Source organism: Rhodopirellula bahusiensis (genome assembly GCF_002727185.1).
In the GTDB taxonomy this organism is placed as follows: domain Bacteria; phylum Planctomycetota; class Planctomycetia; order Pirellulales; family Pirellulaceae; genus Rhodopirellula; species Rhodopirellula bahusiensis.
The window spans coordinates 168,613-184,529 of sequence record NZ_NIZW01000011.1; the positions used below are offsets into that span (position 1 = coordinate 168,613).

Sequence of the window (15,917 nt, forward strand, 5' to 3'; positions counted from 1 at the left end):
CACCGATTACACGGATGGGAAGGTTTGGACGCTATTTCTGTGACCACTGCGATAGAAAAGCAGTCGCGACTCCGCTGAAGGATTCCGCGGATGGCCTGGTTTTGACCGGCACAACCACGGACATTCCTTGCCTGACTTGTGAGGACACACAATTGGAGCTCGGTTCGCTCGACACCTATCCGGTGGAAGGCTGCCGGAGGTGTCAGGGTATCCTTCTCAAAAGCTCAGCGTTTGCCAAACTCATTCGAAAGCGAAGGGCATCCTACAACGGGGCCGATCACTCGGGAGAATTCGATCCAGCGTTGGATGGGCCGCGAGACTACCACTCACGATTGACTTGTCCAACGTGTTGCCTGTCCATGGATTCCTTCTTCTATGCCGGCCCGGGCCGCGTCGCGATTGACAGTTGCTGCCGGTGCGAAACCGTTTGGTTGGACTGTGGTGAGGTTTCTTCGATCATCGAAGCTCCCGGTCTCAGATGAAGTTAAGTTCCGTTCGCCAATCTGCTCGCGGCAGCGGCAACTAATCCAGCCAACCAAATCGCTCGCAATACCTGCACTATTCTTCGATGCGGTAGATCGCGTCCGCTGTTCGTAGGATCAGTGCGGCACCGTCGACCGCCGCGGAAGCAAGCGTGCGTTCTTCCAGGTCGTTCTCCGCCAAAACCTTGTACCGCGGACCAGTGGCAACCACGGTCGTCAGTCCTGATTCGTTGGTGTAGTAGATCCGGTTGTCGACCAAGACAGGTGACGATGAAAAACCGCCACCCACACGTTTTTTGTAGACAACGTCACCCGTCGCCGCTTCCACGCACATCGCGATTCCGTCGTCGCTGACGGAATAAATGAATTCTTCGTCGGCCAGCATGGATGGTGTGTGCGGCACGTTCTTCTTGATCGACCATTTTAGATGGGTTTCGGTGACGTCACCTTTGCCAGTTGGATCGATCGCGAGCATGCTGGGCGTGTCGTAGCTGGTGGAGAGATAGACCAAACCGTTGTGGTAGATCGGTTTGGGGATAACGGAGTAACCCGAGTATTGCACCTGCCAGATCACGTTCCCATTTGCGGGATCAATTGCCAGAACGCAGTCACTGCCCGGCGCGACGACCTGTTTCTGGCCATCGACAACGATCGTCAGTGGCGTGCAAAAAGAGAACTTGCGTGTCGCATCAACGGGCCGATCCACTTCCCAAGCAACTTTGCCAGTTTCAGCATCCAAGGCGACAACTTTGGGATCCGTGGCTCCATCGCAGGTGAAGATCAGTTTGTCGTCGACCAGCACTGGCGTTCCTCCGTTTCCGTGGACTGGTTTGAAGAACAAGTCGCGATTCTTCCAAATAAGATTCCCGTCGAGATCAACGCAAGCGGTTCCTTGATATCCGAAGTGAACGAACACTCGGTTGCCGGCCACGATGGACGTGGGGCTGGCGTGTGAGTTCTTCTTGTGAATCTTCGGGCTCTTCTCCGCCGTTTGCTGCATCAGCGGAACAGACTTCAGAATCTTCCCGCTCTTCGCATTCAGGACGATCAGTGTTAGGTCGTACTCAGTCGCTCTCGATTCAGGATTTTGATCACCAGGAATGGCAGCTGAAACGTAGATCCGGCCGTTTGCAACGACGGGCGATGACCAGCCCTCACCTGGCAATGGCGTGCGAAACGCAATGTTCTTTTCACGTGACCATTCGGTTGGAACATCCGAGTTCTTTGCAGCGGTCCCGTTGCCCAAAGGTCCACGGAACACATTCCAATCTTCCGCCACGATCAATTGGTTGGACGAAATAGAAACGCCAATGAAGGTCGCAGACACAAAGACGAGGCGGGCGAGTCTGCTGAATTTGAAAACAATCATGAGGTCTGGGCTGCAAGAAACGACTGATGTGGGCACGCGAAGCAAATCTTGACTCATGATAGCCGATGATCAGTCAGGTAGAATTGGCGAAACGCAACAATGACGCCGACTCACCCGGACCAAACGAGTTCACCATGACGAGACGCCTCGACAATGATATTTCCGCTTCATTGACTCGGCGGAATTGGCTGATCTCAGCGGCGGCCAGCGGTGGCGTGATTCTAAGCAGCAACCGTGCTTCCGCGGATCAGACGGACGCACCCTCCACGCCTCACTTTTGGTACCGACTGGCTCCCGAGGGGCCGTACATCGATTCTCAACGAGAAAACCAAGCGTTCGGATTTGGTCAAGGCAAAATTTACCTGTCAGAAGACAACGGTCGCACTTGGCCGCACGACGCCATTTTTCGCGATGCGGAAAACATCACGTTCAGTTGCATCCTCGGGAACGGAAACGTCCTGTTCGCAACGCTCACGCGATTGTTTCTCAGCACAGACAAACTGAAGACGTACAAGGAAGTTGTTGTTCAAGACGCCGACGGCAACGACTATGTTCCGCACCAACCGCTCGATCCGGCGAATCCGGGCTGGTACTTTCATCCGCTCGATGGAGTTCACACCTGGGACGTGAATGGTTCCGAAATGTTGGTGTGGGGCAACTACTGCAACGTGCTGGGCGGAGCGGTACCGGTCAACATTTACTATTCGACCGACCAAGGCGAGACCGTCAAAATTGCGTACTCATTTGGTCAGAGTCCAACGTTCCAACAACCCGGCGCTGGGCCTGACGAACTACTCGGCGATCCAGACAATCCGGTCGTCTGCCGGCACATCCACTGTGTGACTTACAATCCTGCCGAGAACGCTTTCTACGCCTGCACGGGCGACCACGATCGCACCGATGCCGCCGGCAACAACCACCAGGAATGCCACTGGCTTCGCGGCACCTACGACACTGCGCACGATGCGTGGGATTGGACCGTGTTGGTGTCCGTCAATTCGAACTCTCGATACAAATCCGGAGGAATCAACTTCGTCGACGGGCAACTCTACTGGGCCGCCGATGCCAACGGAAAGAACGGCACGATGCCGCACGACCGCGGCATCTTCCTTTGTGCGCCGGGGGATCTAACGGATCCAACCAAGCATGAATTGTTGTTCAACCCACACTACGAATCCGCCAACATGATCATCGAAGATGGCGTGATCCTGTCTGCCCACTACGCTCCCGCGTCGCCCTACGCAACGGGAATCATCTATTCACCGGACTCGGGCAAGACATGGGCTCAATACGACCTGAAGGAGTTCGGGCAAAGAAGTGCAATCCGGTTCCACAAGAAAAACAGCGACGGCTGGTTTCGCGTCGATTTGCGGAAGGGATGGATCGAACGCGGCGAAGTCCTGTTCATCAAACCCAAACCAATTTGACGCTGTCCCGGAAGATTTTCACAGCATCTGAACCACACAAGCGAACCCGATCACATGGGATTCAAACCTTCCCACCGAACCATGGCAAGAACTGCCTTTGCGCTGCTCTTCTCATTCTCATTCGCCTGGCCGATGTTTGCCCATGCGCAAACCGACATCGTCACGTTTGATTCCGTTCCCGACAAACGTGACTCGATCGATGCCGACGAGCCGATCGCGGAATCGTTCTCTGCCAAACAAGCTGCGGTCTATCTCGATCGTGCGTCGCTGACTTGGCAGAAAAAAAAGAAGTGTGTGACCTGCCACACCAACATGCCCTACATGTTCGCTCGCCCCGCGTTGGCATCCATTCAGAATGATTCTGGCGAAGTCCGTGAGTTCTTCGAGCGGTACCGAACCGAGCGTTGGAAGACAAAGGCCCCCAAAGAAGCACAAGGATTCTGGGTGATCGTCGTGGCCGCCGGGTTGACGTTCAACGACATGCAAACGACCGGGCACCTCAGCCCGATCACGCGCGATGTGCTGGACTTTTTATGGACCACGCAACGAGCCGATGGCGGATGGGACTGGCCTGATTGCGACTACGCTCCGATGGAGATCGATGACCACTTTGGAGTCACGCTGGCTGCGCTGGCCGTTGGCATCGCACCGGACGGATACGCGGAAACGGAATCCGCGAAGGCGGGCATTGCGAAGTTGCGAACCTACTTCAACAACAACCCGCCAAAGTCGCTGCACCATCGTGCCAATATCGCATGGTGTTCCCAGCGAATCGACGGCCTCATGACTGCGGACGAACGCCGAAGAACCGCGGAGGAACTGCTCTCGAAACAGTTGCCGGACGGTGGCTGGTCCACAGCCGGCTTCTTAAGCGATTGGAAAGGATTGGAATGCAACGACGGCGAACCGCTCGACACACAAATCAGCGACGGATACGGAACCGGATTGGTGATCGTGATCAGTCGTGAATTGGGAATTCCCGCGGGCGATCCACGCTTGCAAAAGGGAATTCAATGGTTGCTCGTCAACCAGCGCGCAAGCGGAAAGTGGTTCACACGCTCGCCCGTCAACGACGCCGGCAACTTGATTTCCAACACAGGAACTGCCTACGCGATCCTCGCACTCCAAAGCTGCGGTGAGCTCCCCGGTTGGCCATTTGAATCTCAAACGTCCGCTCCCTCAACGAATTGAACGAAAACCCAATGTTTTTGCTAATTTTCCGCGAAGGCAGCTTTCGCCCCCCATCGTTGTTTTTGCGATTGTCTTGGTTAGGAATCGTGGTAGCCTGCAATGTTGGCCTGCGCGAAGCGTGCATTTAGGTGCCGCCAGCTGTTTCATCGTATCCGCGACTGCAAACTCCCTTTTCGCGATCCGCAGTTCGCTCTCGTTGTAGATTCTCTACGATAGACAAACCGCAGCAGGCCTATCGATGGCCCAAGGAGGCGATCTCAGTGGATGGTACTTCCAACACACCACGCTATGTCTTGAACGACGCAGCGTTTCCAGCCTGTCCCTCGCTGACAGAAACTTCGCCGCAGGACCACCCGATCGTCATCTATGGGTTCTCCAACAAGTCCCAATATGACGTCTTCCTCAAAGCGAGCTCATTGGCATTGACGCCATATCCGTTGGTCAAACGTTTTCTAGAAAAGCACGTCGACCAGAACGCGGACGAGATGAAGCTGGTTGTGGTTGACGCAGACTCACCGACTCAGCCGTCGGTCCATGCAGCAACCTTCCAAAATGTTCTCGAAGCGATTCGGCTCGGCTCCGAAACAGTCAACCTTACTCACAGGTTGATCCTGGACCCAACAGACTCAACGTATCGAGTGGAGTCCTTCTCGCTCACCGCTTCAAGTGAGCCAGCGGCGTGAAGGGCAAACATGCCACTCATCTTCGGCCCGAAAAAACAGCGAATATGCTGAACCAATCGATCGAACGATTCCGTTCGGTTTGGGTGGTATTGCGTTTGGGCGATCGAAGGTAAGCGTTGATCGAATTCATCGGCGGACCATTCGACGGACATCAGCAACCATTGGCAAATGGTTCACAAGCATCCGAAATCCTGTGTTTCATCACGAAAGACACGTTTCGGCAATTACATCGCTCTGAAAATCGCGAATCGTCAAGCGGTAGTACGCTGACGAGCGTTGCTCTGTACGAGCTCGACGCGGTCTCCGATCCGCCAACTTATCGGCACGCTGGCTCCATCGGCGGCCAATCCTTCGGTGAAGTGATCGCTGAACTCAGTTGATACGAGCACGACTGGCCGCATCAGAATCTCACAGGAAAAATGGAATGGAACGCATGGAAGGGAACTCGCTATCGATCGGACTCGCCAAAGGAGTCGCTGTCGTATTGGGTTATGAACTGCAACGCACGATCACGCTCTCGAGAGAGAACGCGTCTGATTCCATTTCGCGGTCCAAAGTTTCCGATGAATGCGACCGAATGGACGATGCACTTGAAAAGTCCAAACAAGATCTCGACGACCTCAAGTCCATCGCCACAGACAGAACCTCCATCTCGTCGGCAATTGACTTGGTCTCCGCCCATGCATCGATGGCGGGTGAGATCGCGTCATTGGTTAAAGATCGAATCTCCCACGATCTCGTTGGCGTCGAAGGTGCATTGGACTCTGTGATCTGCCAAACCGTCGGACGATTGACCAAAATCGACAACGACTACCTTCGCGAACGCGAGACGGACGTGCGTGATATTGGTCAACGCATAAAACGGCATCTCATGGGGATGACAGCGCCCCACCTGGATGCACTTCCCAAAGATGCCATCATCGTCACTCAAGAGCTTGCACCATCCGATGCGATTGCGTTGGCAGACTCAGGGATCGTCGGCATCGTCACTCAAGTCGGCGGCAATCTCGGGCACACCGCGATCATAGCTCGATCGATGGGAATCCCTGCCGTCTCGGGGATCGTCAACGCGACTCAGCGAATTACAAGCGGGATGACGCTCTTGATCGATGGCGAGGCGGGCATCGTCATCGCCAATCCTGATGAACAGGAACTGTCTGAATTCGATTCGCGATTGGCTGAAGCGAACCGCGACCTGGATGCACTTCAATCCAATCTTTCCGCCCCGTCTTCCTTTGCTACATGCCAAACCCTCGACGGCATGGAGATAACACTCTATGGCAATGTCGGACTGTCCTCCGATCTCGACCAAGTTCTTGCTCACGGGCTGGCAGGAGTCGGCCTGTTCCGCACCGAATTTCTCTACCTGCAATCCGAACACCGACCAGACACTGAATCCCAACGTCGTATCTATGCGCAGATGTCCGATCGTTTGGGCGACCGTCCATTAGTCATCCGCACGTTTGATCTCGGAGGCGACAAACTGCCTCCTTTCTTGTCGAAAGACGAAAACGTGGATGCATCCAGTCTGAGTCTGCGCGGCCTCCGATTTTCGCTGGCAGAAAAGGATTTGCTGCGTTCCCAACTCAATGCGATCGTCCAGGTCGCTCAACAAGCCGGCGTCAGCATCTTGTTCCCGATGGTGATCGGGGGCCATGACTTTGCTCAAGCAATCGAGATGGTCGACGATGTTGTCGAAGCGTCCAATGCGTTCAGGCGGCCTCAAATCGGTGCCATGATCGAAACGCCCGCAGCCTTGTTCTGCCTGGACGAGATTCTTGAACTGGCTAACTTCATTGCGATCGGCACCAACGACCTGACTCAGTACTTGCTGGCTGCTGATCGAGAGCTTTCGGCCGAAAGCGATCAGGTGACCGCGATGCACCCTGCTGTTTTGCGAGCGATTAATCAAATTGCCGCAGCTGCAAAACGCTGGGACCGCCCCATTTGTGTTTGCGGCGAAGAAGCCGGCGATCCGGAATTCGCTGAGCTGCTGATCGGACTCGGAATCCGGGAACTCAGTGTCAGCGCCTCACGGTCCGAAAGTCTTCGAAAGGCCATTGCTCAAATCGATTCAACCAAAGCGTGCGATCTTGTTCAGCGGGCTCAAGACTGTCGCTCTTCAAAAGAGGTTCGGGACCTGCTCAGATCAGCGAAACAAGCCGAAACGTTTGAAGACTTAGACAGCCAGTCGATCGATGCGATCAAGGCATGCTCATGATCGAGCGTCAAGCCGAAACCGTGATCCTGCGTCCCAGCGACATTCAACCGTCGCAAGATGATCTTCGAGTCGTCGGCGTCTTCAATCCGGCAGTTGCGTCGTTCGGCGATCGACTTGTGATGCTAGCCCGGGTTGCTGAATCACCAACTGAAGTCAGAAAAGGCTGGACACCTTTGCCTCGTTTCGCCCCAACCGGCCGCACGCAAATCGATTGGGTCATGAACGATGACCTAGAGGTTGTTGATGCCCGAGTCGTTGCGATGAAGAGCAACGGTGACTTGCGTTTGACGTCCGCTTCTCATTTGCAACTCTTTCAAACAACCAACCAAGACGGCCTGAACTGGCAATTTGTCACGACGATCCTCCCGGAAAGTCCTTGGGAAGAATATGGCATCGAAGACGCGCGTTTGACAAAAATCGGAAACACCTTTTGGATCACCTATGTCGCGGTCTCTCGATCGGGTGCCGCGACCGCTCTGATGTCGTCGAACGACCTGGTGAACTTCCAACGGCACGGGATCATCTTCCCCAGCGAAAACAAGGATGTCGTGCTGTTTCCCGAATTGATTGGGGACGACTTCGTCGCATTGCACCGTCCGAATCCGCACTCCCACTTTCGCCCTCCGCAAATCTGGCTCGCTCGTTCGCCGGACATGATTCACTGGGGCCGACACGAACTTGTCCTCGATGGTTTGCATGATTGGGAAGGTGACCGCGTCGGAAGCGGAACGCCACCAATTCTTTGCGACCAAGGTTGGCTGACGCTCTATCACGGTTGCACTCGCCCAAGCAAAGCCGGAACCGTGGGAAGCTATTCCGCGGGAGCACTCCTGCTAGACCGCGAGTATCCCGATCGAGTTTTGGGCCGTTCCGCACAACCGGTCCTGCAACCTATCCGGCACCACGAACGCCACGGCTTTGTTCCCAACGTTGTCTTCCCCACCGCAATGCTGGATCTGGGCGACAACCTTCAAATCTTCTACGGAGCAGCCGACGCCTGCGTGGCATCGGTTCAGCTCTCAAAGCAATCCGTTTTGGATTCGCTCGAACGCAATCCCCACGAATAAACCATGTCAATGATATCCAATGATCTTCTCAAAATAGCCTTCGTTGGCGACTACCTTCCACGAAAATGTGGCATCGCAACGTTCACACATGACCTGCGTCTCGGCGTTGCGAGAGAAACTTGCGCCGAATGCATCGTTGTCACACTCGACGACATCGAAGGCGGCTACGCTTATGAAAGCGAAGTTCAATTTCAAGTCGCAGATCAGGAACTGGATGAATACCAATCGGCCGCTGACTTTTTGAACTTCAGCAACGTGGATGTCATCTCGCTGCAGCATGAATTTGGCATCTTTGGTGGCCCCTGTGGCAGCCACATCCTCGCACTCCTCCAAGACGTCCGGATGCCGGTCGTCACAACCCTTCACACGGTTCTGTCCGAACCGAGCGAAGCCCAGCGTGCCGTGATGATGCAACTCATTCGTCTGTCCACTCGATTGGTCGTGATGACCGAGCGGAGCCGACAAACATTGCTGGATACCTATTCGGTCGAAAGCGAACAGATCGACGTCATCGCTCACGGCATTCCGGACGCTCCTGAAACCGATCAAAGCGTTCTGAAGGAACAATTCGGTGTCGAAGACAAACCCGTCGCTCTGACTTTTGGATTGTTGTCACCGGGCAAGGGGATCGAGCACGTGCTCAAAGCCATCCCGGAAATCGTCGCCAAATTCCCGGACTTCATCTACATCATTCTGGGGGCCACTCACCCCAGTCTGCTCCGCGAACAGGGCGAACGCTATCGGATCAGCCTGGAGCGAATGGCAAAGGAACTGGGCGTTTCCAAACATGTCAGCTTCTACAACCGATTTGTCGAATTGGAGGAATTGACCGAATTCATTGGTGCCGCCGACCTGTACATCACGCCTTTCCTGAACGTCGAACAAGCCGTCTCGGGAACGCTGGCATACGCTTTCGGATGTGGTCAAGCGGTCATTTCGACACCCTACTGGCATGCCGAAGAACTGCTCGCCGATGGACGAGGGGTGCTGGTCCCATTTGCGGATCCATCCGCGATTGCTCGCGAGGTGATTGGACTACTCAGCGATGACGAACGACGCTTGGCAATGCGTGACAAGGCCTACGATCTGGGGCGAGACATGACGTGGGAACACGTTTCACAGCTATACATCGACTCATTCAACCGGGCTCGTGAACAACGATCTTCGTCGTTGAAACCCCTAGCCGTCCGAACGTTGGACGAGCAACCTTTGGCACTGCCGCAAATGCAGCTCGACCACCTGCAGCACCTCAGCGACTCGACCGGGATCGTCCAACATGCCATCTATTCCATTCCGGATCATGCGCACGGCTATTGCACCGATGACAACGCTCGGGCCCTGATCTTAACGGTGTTGTTAGAAGAACAAGGCAAAGATTCGACCGAAGTGCGATCGTTGGCTTCGCGCTACGCTGCCTTTCTCAACAATGCCTTCAATCGAGAAACCAATCGCTTTCGCAACTTTCTCAGCTTCGATCGGCAATGGTTGGAAGCTGACGGTTCAGACGATTCCCAGGGCCGCGCCTTGTGGGCACTAGGAACATGCATTGGTCGATCAAGCAACGCAGGATTGGTTGCCTGGGCACGAGAAGTGTTCCACCAAGCTCTTCCGGCCTGTGAAAGAACCACCTCGCCGCGAACCTGGGCGCTCGCGATCATCGGCATTCACGAATATCTCCGCCGCTACAGTGGCGATCGTGTTGCCGCGGCGATGAGCCAGCAGCTCGCTGAACGATTGGCCGATATGTATGACTCCACCGCCACCGACGCGTGGCCGTGGTTTGAAAAGATCGCAACCTACAACAATGCCAAAATTTCTCAGGCAATGATCACGCACGGGCGTTGGTTCGATCATCCACGAGTCGCGGACATTGGAATAAAGTCTTTGCGATGGCTCTGCGAAGTTCAGCTTTCACCACAAGGACGTTTTCGTCCGATCGGTTCGAACGGATTCAGTCCCGAGGGCGGCGTCGCAGCCGTGTTCGACCAGCAAGCGATCGAGGCTCACGCCATGGTGTCTGCATCCATCGAAGCCTTCGCTGCCACCAAGGACAACTTCTGGTCCGAACAAGCGCACTTGGCATTCGATTGGTTCCTGGGACGCAACGATCTCGGCCAACCGATTTACGACCCTTCCACCGGCGGTTGCTTCGACGGATTGATGGAAAACCAAGTCAATGCGAATCAGGGTGCCGAATCGACACTCGCATTTCTTCTTTCACTCGCCGAAATGCGAGGCCTTCATACCACGATGCGTGTCGTCGCCAACCCAACTCACTGAACTATCTTGCCAATCAAACGAACCGGAATCGTTCTCTCGCCCAACAGTCAACGCGTCGTCTTGCGACCGTTCCAGCCACCGGGTGACGATCGCGTGCTGCGCATCATCGGACGTGTCTGCACACTGTCTGAATTGGAGGTCAGCCAACAAATCGCTCATGTGTTGGAAGAGTTCCACGGTCGGCATCAAAAGCCCAAAGCCTATTTCGAGCGAAGATTTCGTGACCTCAAGCATCATCTGCTGACCGACACGCCAATGACCGAGAACCGGCGTTTGCTTTTGGGGGCGTACTTCACTCAAGAATACGCCTTGGAATCGGCTGCCCTGTTCAACCCCTCACTTGTTTGGCACCCCAACCAATCCAATTTGCCCTCCGGTTCGCGTCGCTTTGCGATGAGCCTGCGTGCGGTTGGCGAAGGCCACATTTCATCCATCGTCTTCCGAAGCGGCACCATCGATCGCGATCTTTGCATTGAGATCGATGAACCGGTGCGATTCGTCACGACACCCCGATACGTTCCTGACTCTTGCTACGAAAACGACCTCTTTCGACGCAAGCTGATCGAACTGGGACTCGGTAACACCTTCACCTACGAGGTACTAGCGGCCCTGCCGACCGAGTTCACACTCGAGGAATTGGAAACGCGATTGCAAGCATCGCTGCGCGAACACCGTTCGATTCACAACGAACTGGCACCGCTGGTGGACCGCGTTGTGATGCTCGCAAAATCAAATTACGAAATCCAATACACACCGGATCACGAACTATCCGAAAGGGTCGTTTTCCCATTCAGTCCAACGGAAAGCAATGGAATCGAAGACGCACGGTTCGTGCACTTCACGGAAGACGATGGCAGCGCTCGGTACTACGCCACATACAGTGCTTACGATGGGCAATTGGTACTGCCTCAGCTTTTGGAAACGAAGGATTTTCTTCGCTTCAAGATGCATACCCTCAACGGACCTGCCGTCGCCAACAAAGGCATGGCATTGTTCCCTCGAAAAATCAATGGTCACTACGCGATGTTGGGCCGGCAGGATGGGGAACATCTGTTCTTGTTGTACTCCGACATGCTGTATTTCTGGCACACCAGCGAATTGATCATCAAACCGGCGGAACCTTGGGAATACGTCCAAATGGGCAATTGCGGATCACCCATTGAGACGGACGCCGGTTGGCTGGTCCTGACACACGGCGTCGGACCGATGCGAAAGTATTGCATCGGAGCGATGTTGCTGGACCTGAACGATCCATCAAAAGTCATCGCACGACTGCATGAACCCTTGGTCACTCCCAACGAACTCGAACGTGAAGGTTACGTGCCCAATGTGGTCTACACGTGTGGTGCGATCATTCATCAAGACCACCTGGTCATTCCCTACGCGATGTCGGACTACGCGACGACCTTCGCCACCATCGAAATCAACGAACTGCTCGCAATGATGAAGTGACAACCTGGTTCTCGCTCGTGGCTACGCAGGCAGATTCAATTCAGCCATCCCTGCAAACCGTCTGGCAGCCAACAAGTTCCCGGATCTCACAACCAAGGCATTGCTTCACTATCACGACACAATCAACGACGACCGCCCCGTCACAACCAAGCACACATCGATGGTGGGAATCCGGTGTGATCTACCAAATCTATCCGCGTTCTTTCCAAGACAGCAACGCGGACGGAGTCGGCGATCTCGCGGGAATCGAGCGTCGATTGGACTATTTGTTGGGCCTTGGAGTCGATGCGGTATGGCTTTCACCAATCTTTCCCTCACCCATGATCGACTTCGGCTACGACGTCGCGGACTACTGCGACATCGATCCGCTGTTTGGCGATCTGAAGACTTTCGATCGCTTGCTCGCGGCCATGCATTCGCGTGGACTCAAACTTTTGATGGACTTTGTGCCGAATCATTCATCGGATCAACACCCATGGTTTATCGAGAGTCGTTCCTCTCGCGAGAATCCCAAACGGGACTGGTATATCTGGCGAGATGCTTCGGACGACGGGGGCCCACCTAACAATTGGATCAGCGATTTCGGTGGCTCGTCATGGGAATGGGACGCCGCAACCAAGCAATACTACTTGCACGCCTTCCTTCCTCAACAACCCGATCTCAATTGGCGTCATCCCGAGCTTCGTGAAGCGATGCTGGACGTGTTGCGGTTTTGGTTGGACCGAGGTGTCGACGGTTTTCGTATCGACGTTCTTTGGCACATCATTAAAGACGCTGCCCTTCGAGACAATCCAATCAATCCAGATTGGACTCCGGACCGCACTCAGCGAGATCAGCTGATTCAATTGAACTCAACTGACCAACCTGAAGCCCACCAAATCGCGGCGGAGTTTTGCTCGCTCGCGGACAGCTATGGTGATCGCCTTCTGATCGGCGAAATCAGTTTGCCCGACGATCGACTCGCCCGCTGGTTTGGTACGGAGAAGCAACCGGAAGTGCACTTGCCGGTCAACTTTCATCTCATCGAAAGCAATTGGAACGCTCAATCCCTCGGTCAAATGATTGTTGACTACGAGGCCTCTCTTCCGAAACATGGATGGCCGAACTGGGTCTTCGGCAGTCACGACGCACCGCGCATCGCCGCCCGAGTCGGTGACGCACAATCTCGAGTCGCCGCCATGTTGCTGCTGACCCTTCGCGGCACACCGACGCTCTATCAAGGCGACGAGATTGGCATCGGCGAGGTCCCCATTCCTCGCGATCGAATTCGCGATCCTCAGCATTTGCTGCAACCAAAACTGAATATCGGGCGAGATCGATCCCGCACGCCGATGCCGTGGGACGATTCCCCATCAGCCGGTTTCAGTTCCGCCGATCCGTGGCTCCCGCTCAACCCCGATTCGCGACGGCGAAACATTGCAACCCAGGAACGGGAACCGGATTCACTGTTGAATTTGTACAAAGCACTGCTCTCGCTGCGGCGACGCCATGCTGCTTTGTCAATCGGCAACTTCACACTCATCAAAACCGGTGATGATGTGCTCGCTTTCGAAAGAAGGCATGGCGACGAGCACCTGTTGATCGCGTTGAACCTCGGCGATCAAACCCGATCGTTGCCGGTGCCATCAACAGCAGCCCTGGTTACGGAGCTTTGTTCCACCGCGACGCCTCGTGCAATCGACGGTACTCTCGCACCCAACGAAGGCCTCATTTTGCGATTGGTAGACAGCGAAGATCAGTCCTCGCGAATTTCGTGACCGCAAGGTCGAGCAGCACCGAATCTGTTCCGTGAACGCATGGGGTTTCCCGTTGCTTGCATCTCACAAAGTCCCTCGCCCCGAATCCGAAAGCAAACCTCCGATGCGAATTGCCATGCTGGCTCCCATTGCTTGGAGAACACCACCGCGAGCATATGGTCCATGGGAACTGGTCACCAGCATGCTGACCGAAGCACTCGTGAAACGTGGCGTCGATGTGACACTCTTCGCCACGCTCGATAGCGAGACATCAGGCAAACTCGATGGGGTTGTTCCGGCCCCGTACAGCGAAGATCCGTCGATCGACGCGAAGGTTTGGGAGTTTCGACATCTTGCCCACCTGTTCGAACAAGCCGACCAGTTTGATCTGATCCACAATCAGGCAGACTTTCCCGCCCACGCTTTTGCCCGACTGATCGACACGCCGATCGCTACCACCATTCATGGATTCTCATCGGATCGCATTCTACCGATGTATCAAGAATACCAAGATCTGGTTCACTACATTGCGATCAGTGATGCCGATCGCCATCCGAGCCTTCGATACGAAGCAACGATTCACCACGGAATTCCGATCGATGACTTCCCGTTCCAACCCAAACGCGGCGAAGACCTTCTTTTCTTTGGAAGGATTCATCCTGACAAGGGAGCGGCTGAAGCAATCGAGGCGGCACGTCTCAGCAAGCGACCGCTCCACATGTACGGGATCGTGCAAGACGAACACTACCACGACATGCATGTCGCACCCGCGGACGACGGCGTCAACGTGATCTATCACGGTGTCGCCGGCGGTTCGGAACGACTGAATGCGTTGGGCGACGCTCGTGCTTTGTTGCACCTGATCAACTTCGATGAACCGTTTGGGCTTTCCGTCATCGAAGCCATGGCTTGCGGCACGCCAGTCATCGCGACCAATCGCGGATCGATGCCAGAAATAATCGAGCACGGCGTGACGGGTTTCTTGGTCAACACTGCTCAAGAAGCGGTCCAGGCGATCGAGCGCATCGACGACATTGATCGTTTCGCCGTTCGCCAATCCGTCGTCAATCGTTTCTCAATCGACCGAATGGCCGACAACTACCTAACCGTCTATCATCGCATCCTGGGTACCAAACCCTGATCGATCCGGTATGTGAGAAAGTCGATGCGAGCATCAACGCCGAGGTGATTAAACGCAAACTGCCTGGTCTCTCTCGTTTGATCCTCTTTCGAACTCAACGATGAAACCGATAGTCAAATTGCGTTATTTGACAGTGACGATCGCTACTTCCGAATCATCGAAGTCCTTGGACAAATTGACTGCGATGCTTCCTTGCATCCCGTCTTCGGTGGTTGCGGTGATTTCAATGTCGAACATGACCTGCCGGACCGGAACGTTGGCTTGTCCTTGGTCATCTGTTTGGATGGTCGGCATTGAATAGTGTTCGCCCCAGCCACGACGAGTGATCTGCAGTTCGGCTGCCTTTGGTGTCCCATCTTCCGTTTGCACAACGACCTTCAATGGTGCAACTGGCTGGAGCTCGAACGTGAGTTCGAGATCTTGATCGCCAGCAGAAACGGGTCTCACCCATGCAGAGCGTTCCAGTAGCGGCTTGTACTCTCTGGTGTCCGAGGTCATTCGGGCACACTGCGTTAAAAAACCATATCGTCGTCCACCGACAAAGATCTCAACGGATCGCTGAGGAACATTCAGTGTTGCAATGCCGTCGTCGTCGGTTGCCTGCATGCCTGGACTGATTGGAATTCGGTCAACGTTGGACGCCCAACCGACACCCACACCCGGCACCCCGCCGCCTCCATCCGCATTGTGCACCCGAACCGTGACCGAGCGAGTTGAAGGAGTGTTGGACGACCTTTCAGTTGCCGGAGCGTTCCCTTTTGCAAGATCGTTGGGAGAACTTGCGACGGAAGCTTCAAACTTTGGTTCGAAGTACGGATAGACCAGGCTCGCTCTCGGCGAGTCCCGCTCAATCATCCTGTCAACCTCA

General features: G+C 54.8%; 12 protein-coding genes. 10 read left to right on the plus strand and 2 right to left on the minus strand.

Annotated features, from left to right (window positions below):
- Window positions 1–558: 558 nt before the first annotated feature.
- Window positions 559–1,851, minus strand: a complete 1,293-nt coding sequence (locus CEE69_RS15835) for an outer membrane protein assembly factor BamB family protein (RefSeq protein ID WP_099261653.1) — start codon at window positions 1,849–1,851, stop codon at window positions 559–561.
- Between the two features lie 134 nt (window positions 1,852–1,985).
- Between CEE69_RS15835 and CEE69_RS15840 the strand changes: the two genes are divergently transcribed.
- From CEE69_RS15840 to CEE69_RS15885, 10 genes are all read left to right on the plus strand, one after another.
- On the plus strand, window positions 1,986–3,278 hold the full coding sequence (locus tag CEE69_RS15840) for a beta propeller repeat protein (protein WP_099261654.1): 1,293 nt from the start codon (window positions 1,986–1,988) through the stop codon (window positions 3,276–3,278).
- 81 nt (window positions 3,279–3,359) lie between these two features.
- The gene (locus CEE69_RS15845) at window positions 3,360–4,469 is read left to right on the plus strand and encodes a squalene--hopene cyclase (RefSeq protein ID WP_233215275.1); all 1,110 of its coding nucleotides are present in this window, start codon (window positions 3,360–3,362) and stop codon (window positions 4,467–4,469) included.
- A gap of 260 nt (window positions 4,470–4,729) precedes the next feature.
- The gene (locus tag CEE69_RS15850) at window positions 4,730–5,152 is read left to right on the plus strand and encodes a hypothetical protein (RefSeq protein ID WP_099261589.1); all 423 of its coding nucleotides are present in this window, start codon (window positions 4,730–4,732) and stop codon (window positions 5,150–5,152) included.
- A gap of 116 nt (window positions 5,153–5,268) precedes the next feature.
- Window positions 5,269–5,532 (plus strand): hypothetical protein, encoded by a 264-nt coding sequence (locus CEE69_RS15855; RefSeq protein WP_099261590.1) that lies wholly within the window; start codon window positions 5,269–5,271, stop codon window positions 5,530–5,532.
- A gap of 44 nt (window positions 5,533–5,576) precedes the next feature.
- A complete protein-coding gene (gene ptsP / locus CEE69_RS15860) occupies window positions 5,577–7,373 on the plus strand; it encodes a phosphoenolpyruvate--protein phosphotransferase (RefSeq protein ID WP_099261591.1) in 1,797 nt (598 codons plus the stop codon).
- Window positions 7,370–8,440, plus strand: a complete 1,071-nt coding sequence (locus CEE69_RS15865; RefSeq protein ID WP_099261655.1) for a glycoside hydrolase family 130 protein — start codon at window positions 7,370–7,372, stop codon at window positions 8,438–8,440. Before ptsP ends, CEE69_RS15865 begins: the two co-directional genes overlap by 4 nt.
- A 3-nt stretch (window positions 8,441–8,443) precedes the next feature.
- Window positions 8,444–10,720, plus strand: coding sequence for a glycosyltransferase family 4 protein (locus CEE69_RS15870; RefSeq protein ID WP_099261592.1), 2,277 nt, complete (start codon window positions 8,444–8,446; stop codon window positions 10,718–10,720).
- Between the two features lie 6 nt (window positions 10,721–10,726).
- Window positions 10,727–12,172, plus strand: a complete 1,446-nt coding sequence (locus CEE69_RS15875) for a glycoside hydrolase family 130 protein (protein ID WP_099261593.1) — start codon at window positions 10,727–10,729, stop codon at window positions 12,170–12,172.
- A 176-nt stretch (window positions 12,173–12,348) separates the two neighbouring features.
- Window positions 12,349–13,929: an alpha-amylase family glycosyl hydrolase gene (locus CEE69_RS15880; RefSeq protein ID WP_099261594.1), complete on the plus strand. Its 1,581-nt coding sequence runs from the start codon at window positions 12,349–12,351 to the stop codon at window positions 13,927–13,929.
- Between the two features lie 103 nt (window positions 13,930–14,032).
- Window positions 14,033–15,049 (plus strand): glycosyltransferase family 4 protein, encoded by a 1,017-nt coding sequence (locus CEE69_RS15885; RefSeq protein ID WP_315852528.1) that lies wholly within the window; start codon window positions 14,033–14,035, stop codon window positions 15,047–15,049.
- A 123-nt stretch (window positions 15,050–15,172) separates the two neighbouring features.
- On the opposite strand, the gene CEE69_RS15890 is transcribed toward CEE69_RS15885, so the two are convergent.
- Complete coding sequence (locus tag CEE69_RS15890; protein ID WP_143549264.1) at window positions 15,173–15,904, minus strand: hypothetical protein; 732 nt, start codon at window positions 15,902–15,904, stop codon at window positions 15,173–15,175.
- Window positions 15,905–15,917 lie beyond the last annotated feature (13 nt).

Excerpts from the sequence above, each read along its gene's own strand:
- CEE69_RS15835 (WP_099261653.1), bottom strand. The coding sequence starts at position 1,851 with ATGATTGTTTTCAAATTCAGCAGACTCGCCCGCCTCGTCTTTGTGTCT.
- CEE69_RS15840 (WP_099261654.1), top strand. The coding sequence starts at position 1,986 with ATGACGAGACGCCTCGACAATGATATTTCCGCTTCATTGACTCGGCGG.
- CEE69_RS15845 (WP_233215275.1), top strand. The coding sequence starts at position 3,360 with ATGGCAAGAACTGCCTTTGCGCTGCTCTTCTCATTCTCATTCGCCTGG.
- ptsP (WP_099261591.1), top strand. The coding sequence starts at position 5,577 with ATGGAACGCATGGAAGGGAACTCGCTATCGATCGGACTCGCCAAAGGA.
- CEE69_RS15865 (WP_099261655.1), top strand. The coding sequence starts at position 7,370 with ATGATCGAGCGTCAAGCCGAAACCGTGATCCTGCGTCCCAGCGACATT.
- CEE69_RS15870 (WP_099261592.1), top strand. The coding sequence starts at position 8,444 with ATGTCAATGATATCCAATGATCTTCTCAAAATAGCCTTCGTTGGCGAC.
- CEE69_RS15885 (WP_315852528.1), top strand. The coding sequence starts at position 14,033 with ATGCGAATTGCCATGCTGGCTCCCATTGCTTGGAGAACACCACCGCGA.
- CEE69_RS15890 (WP_143549264.1), bottom strand. The coding sequence starts at position 15,904 with ATGATTGAGCGGGACTCGCCGAGAGCGAGCCTGGTCTATCCGTACTTC.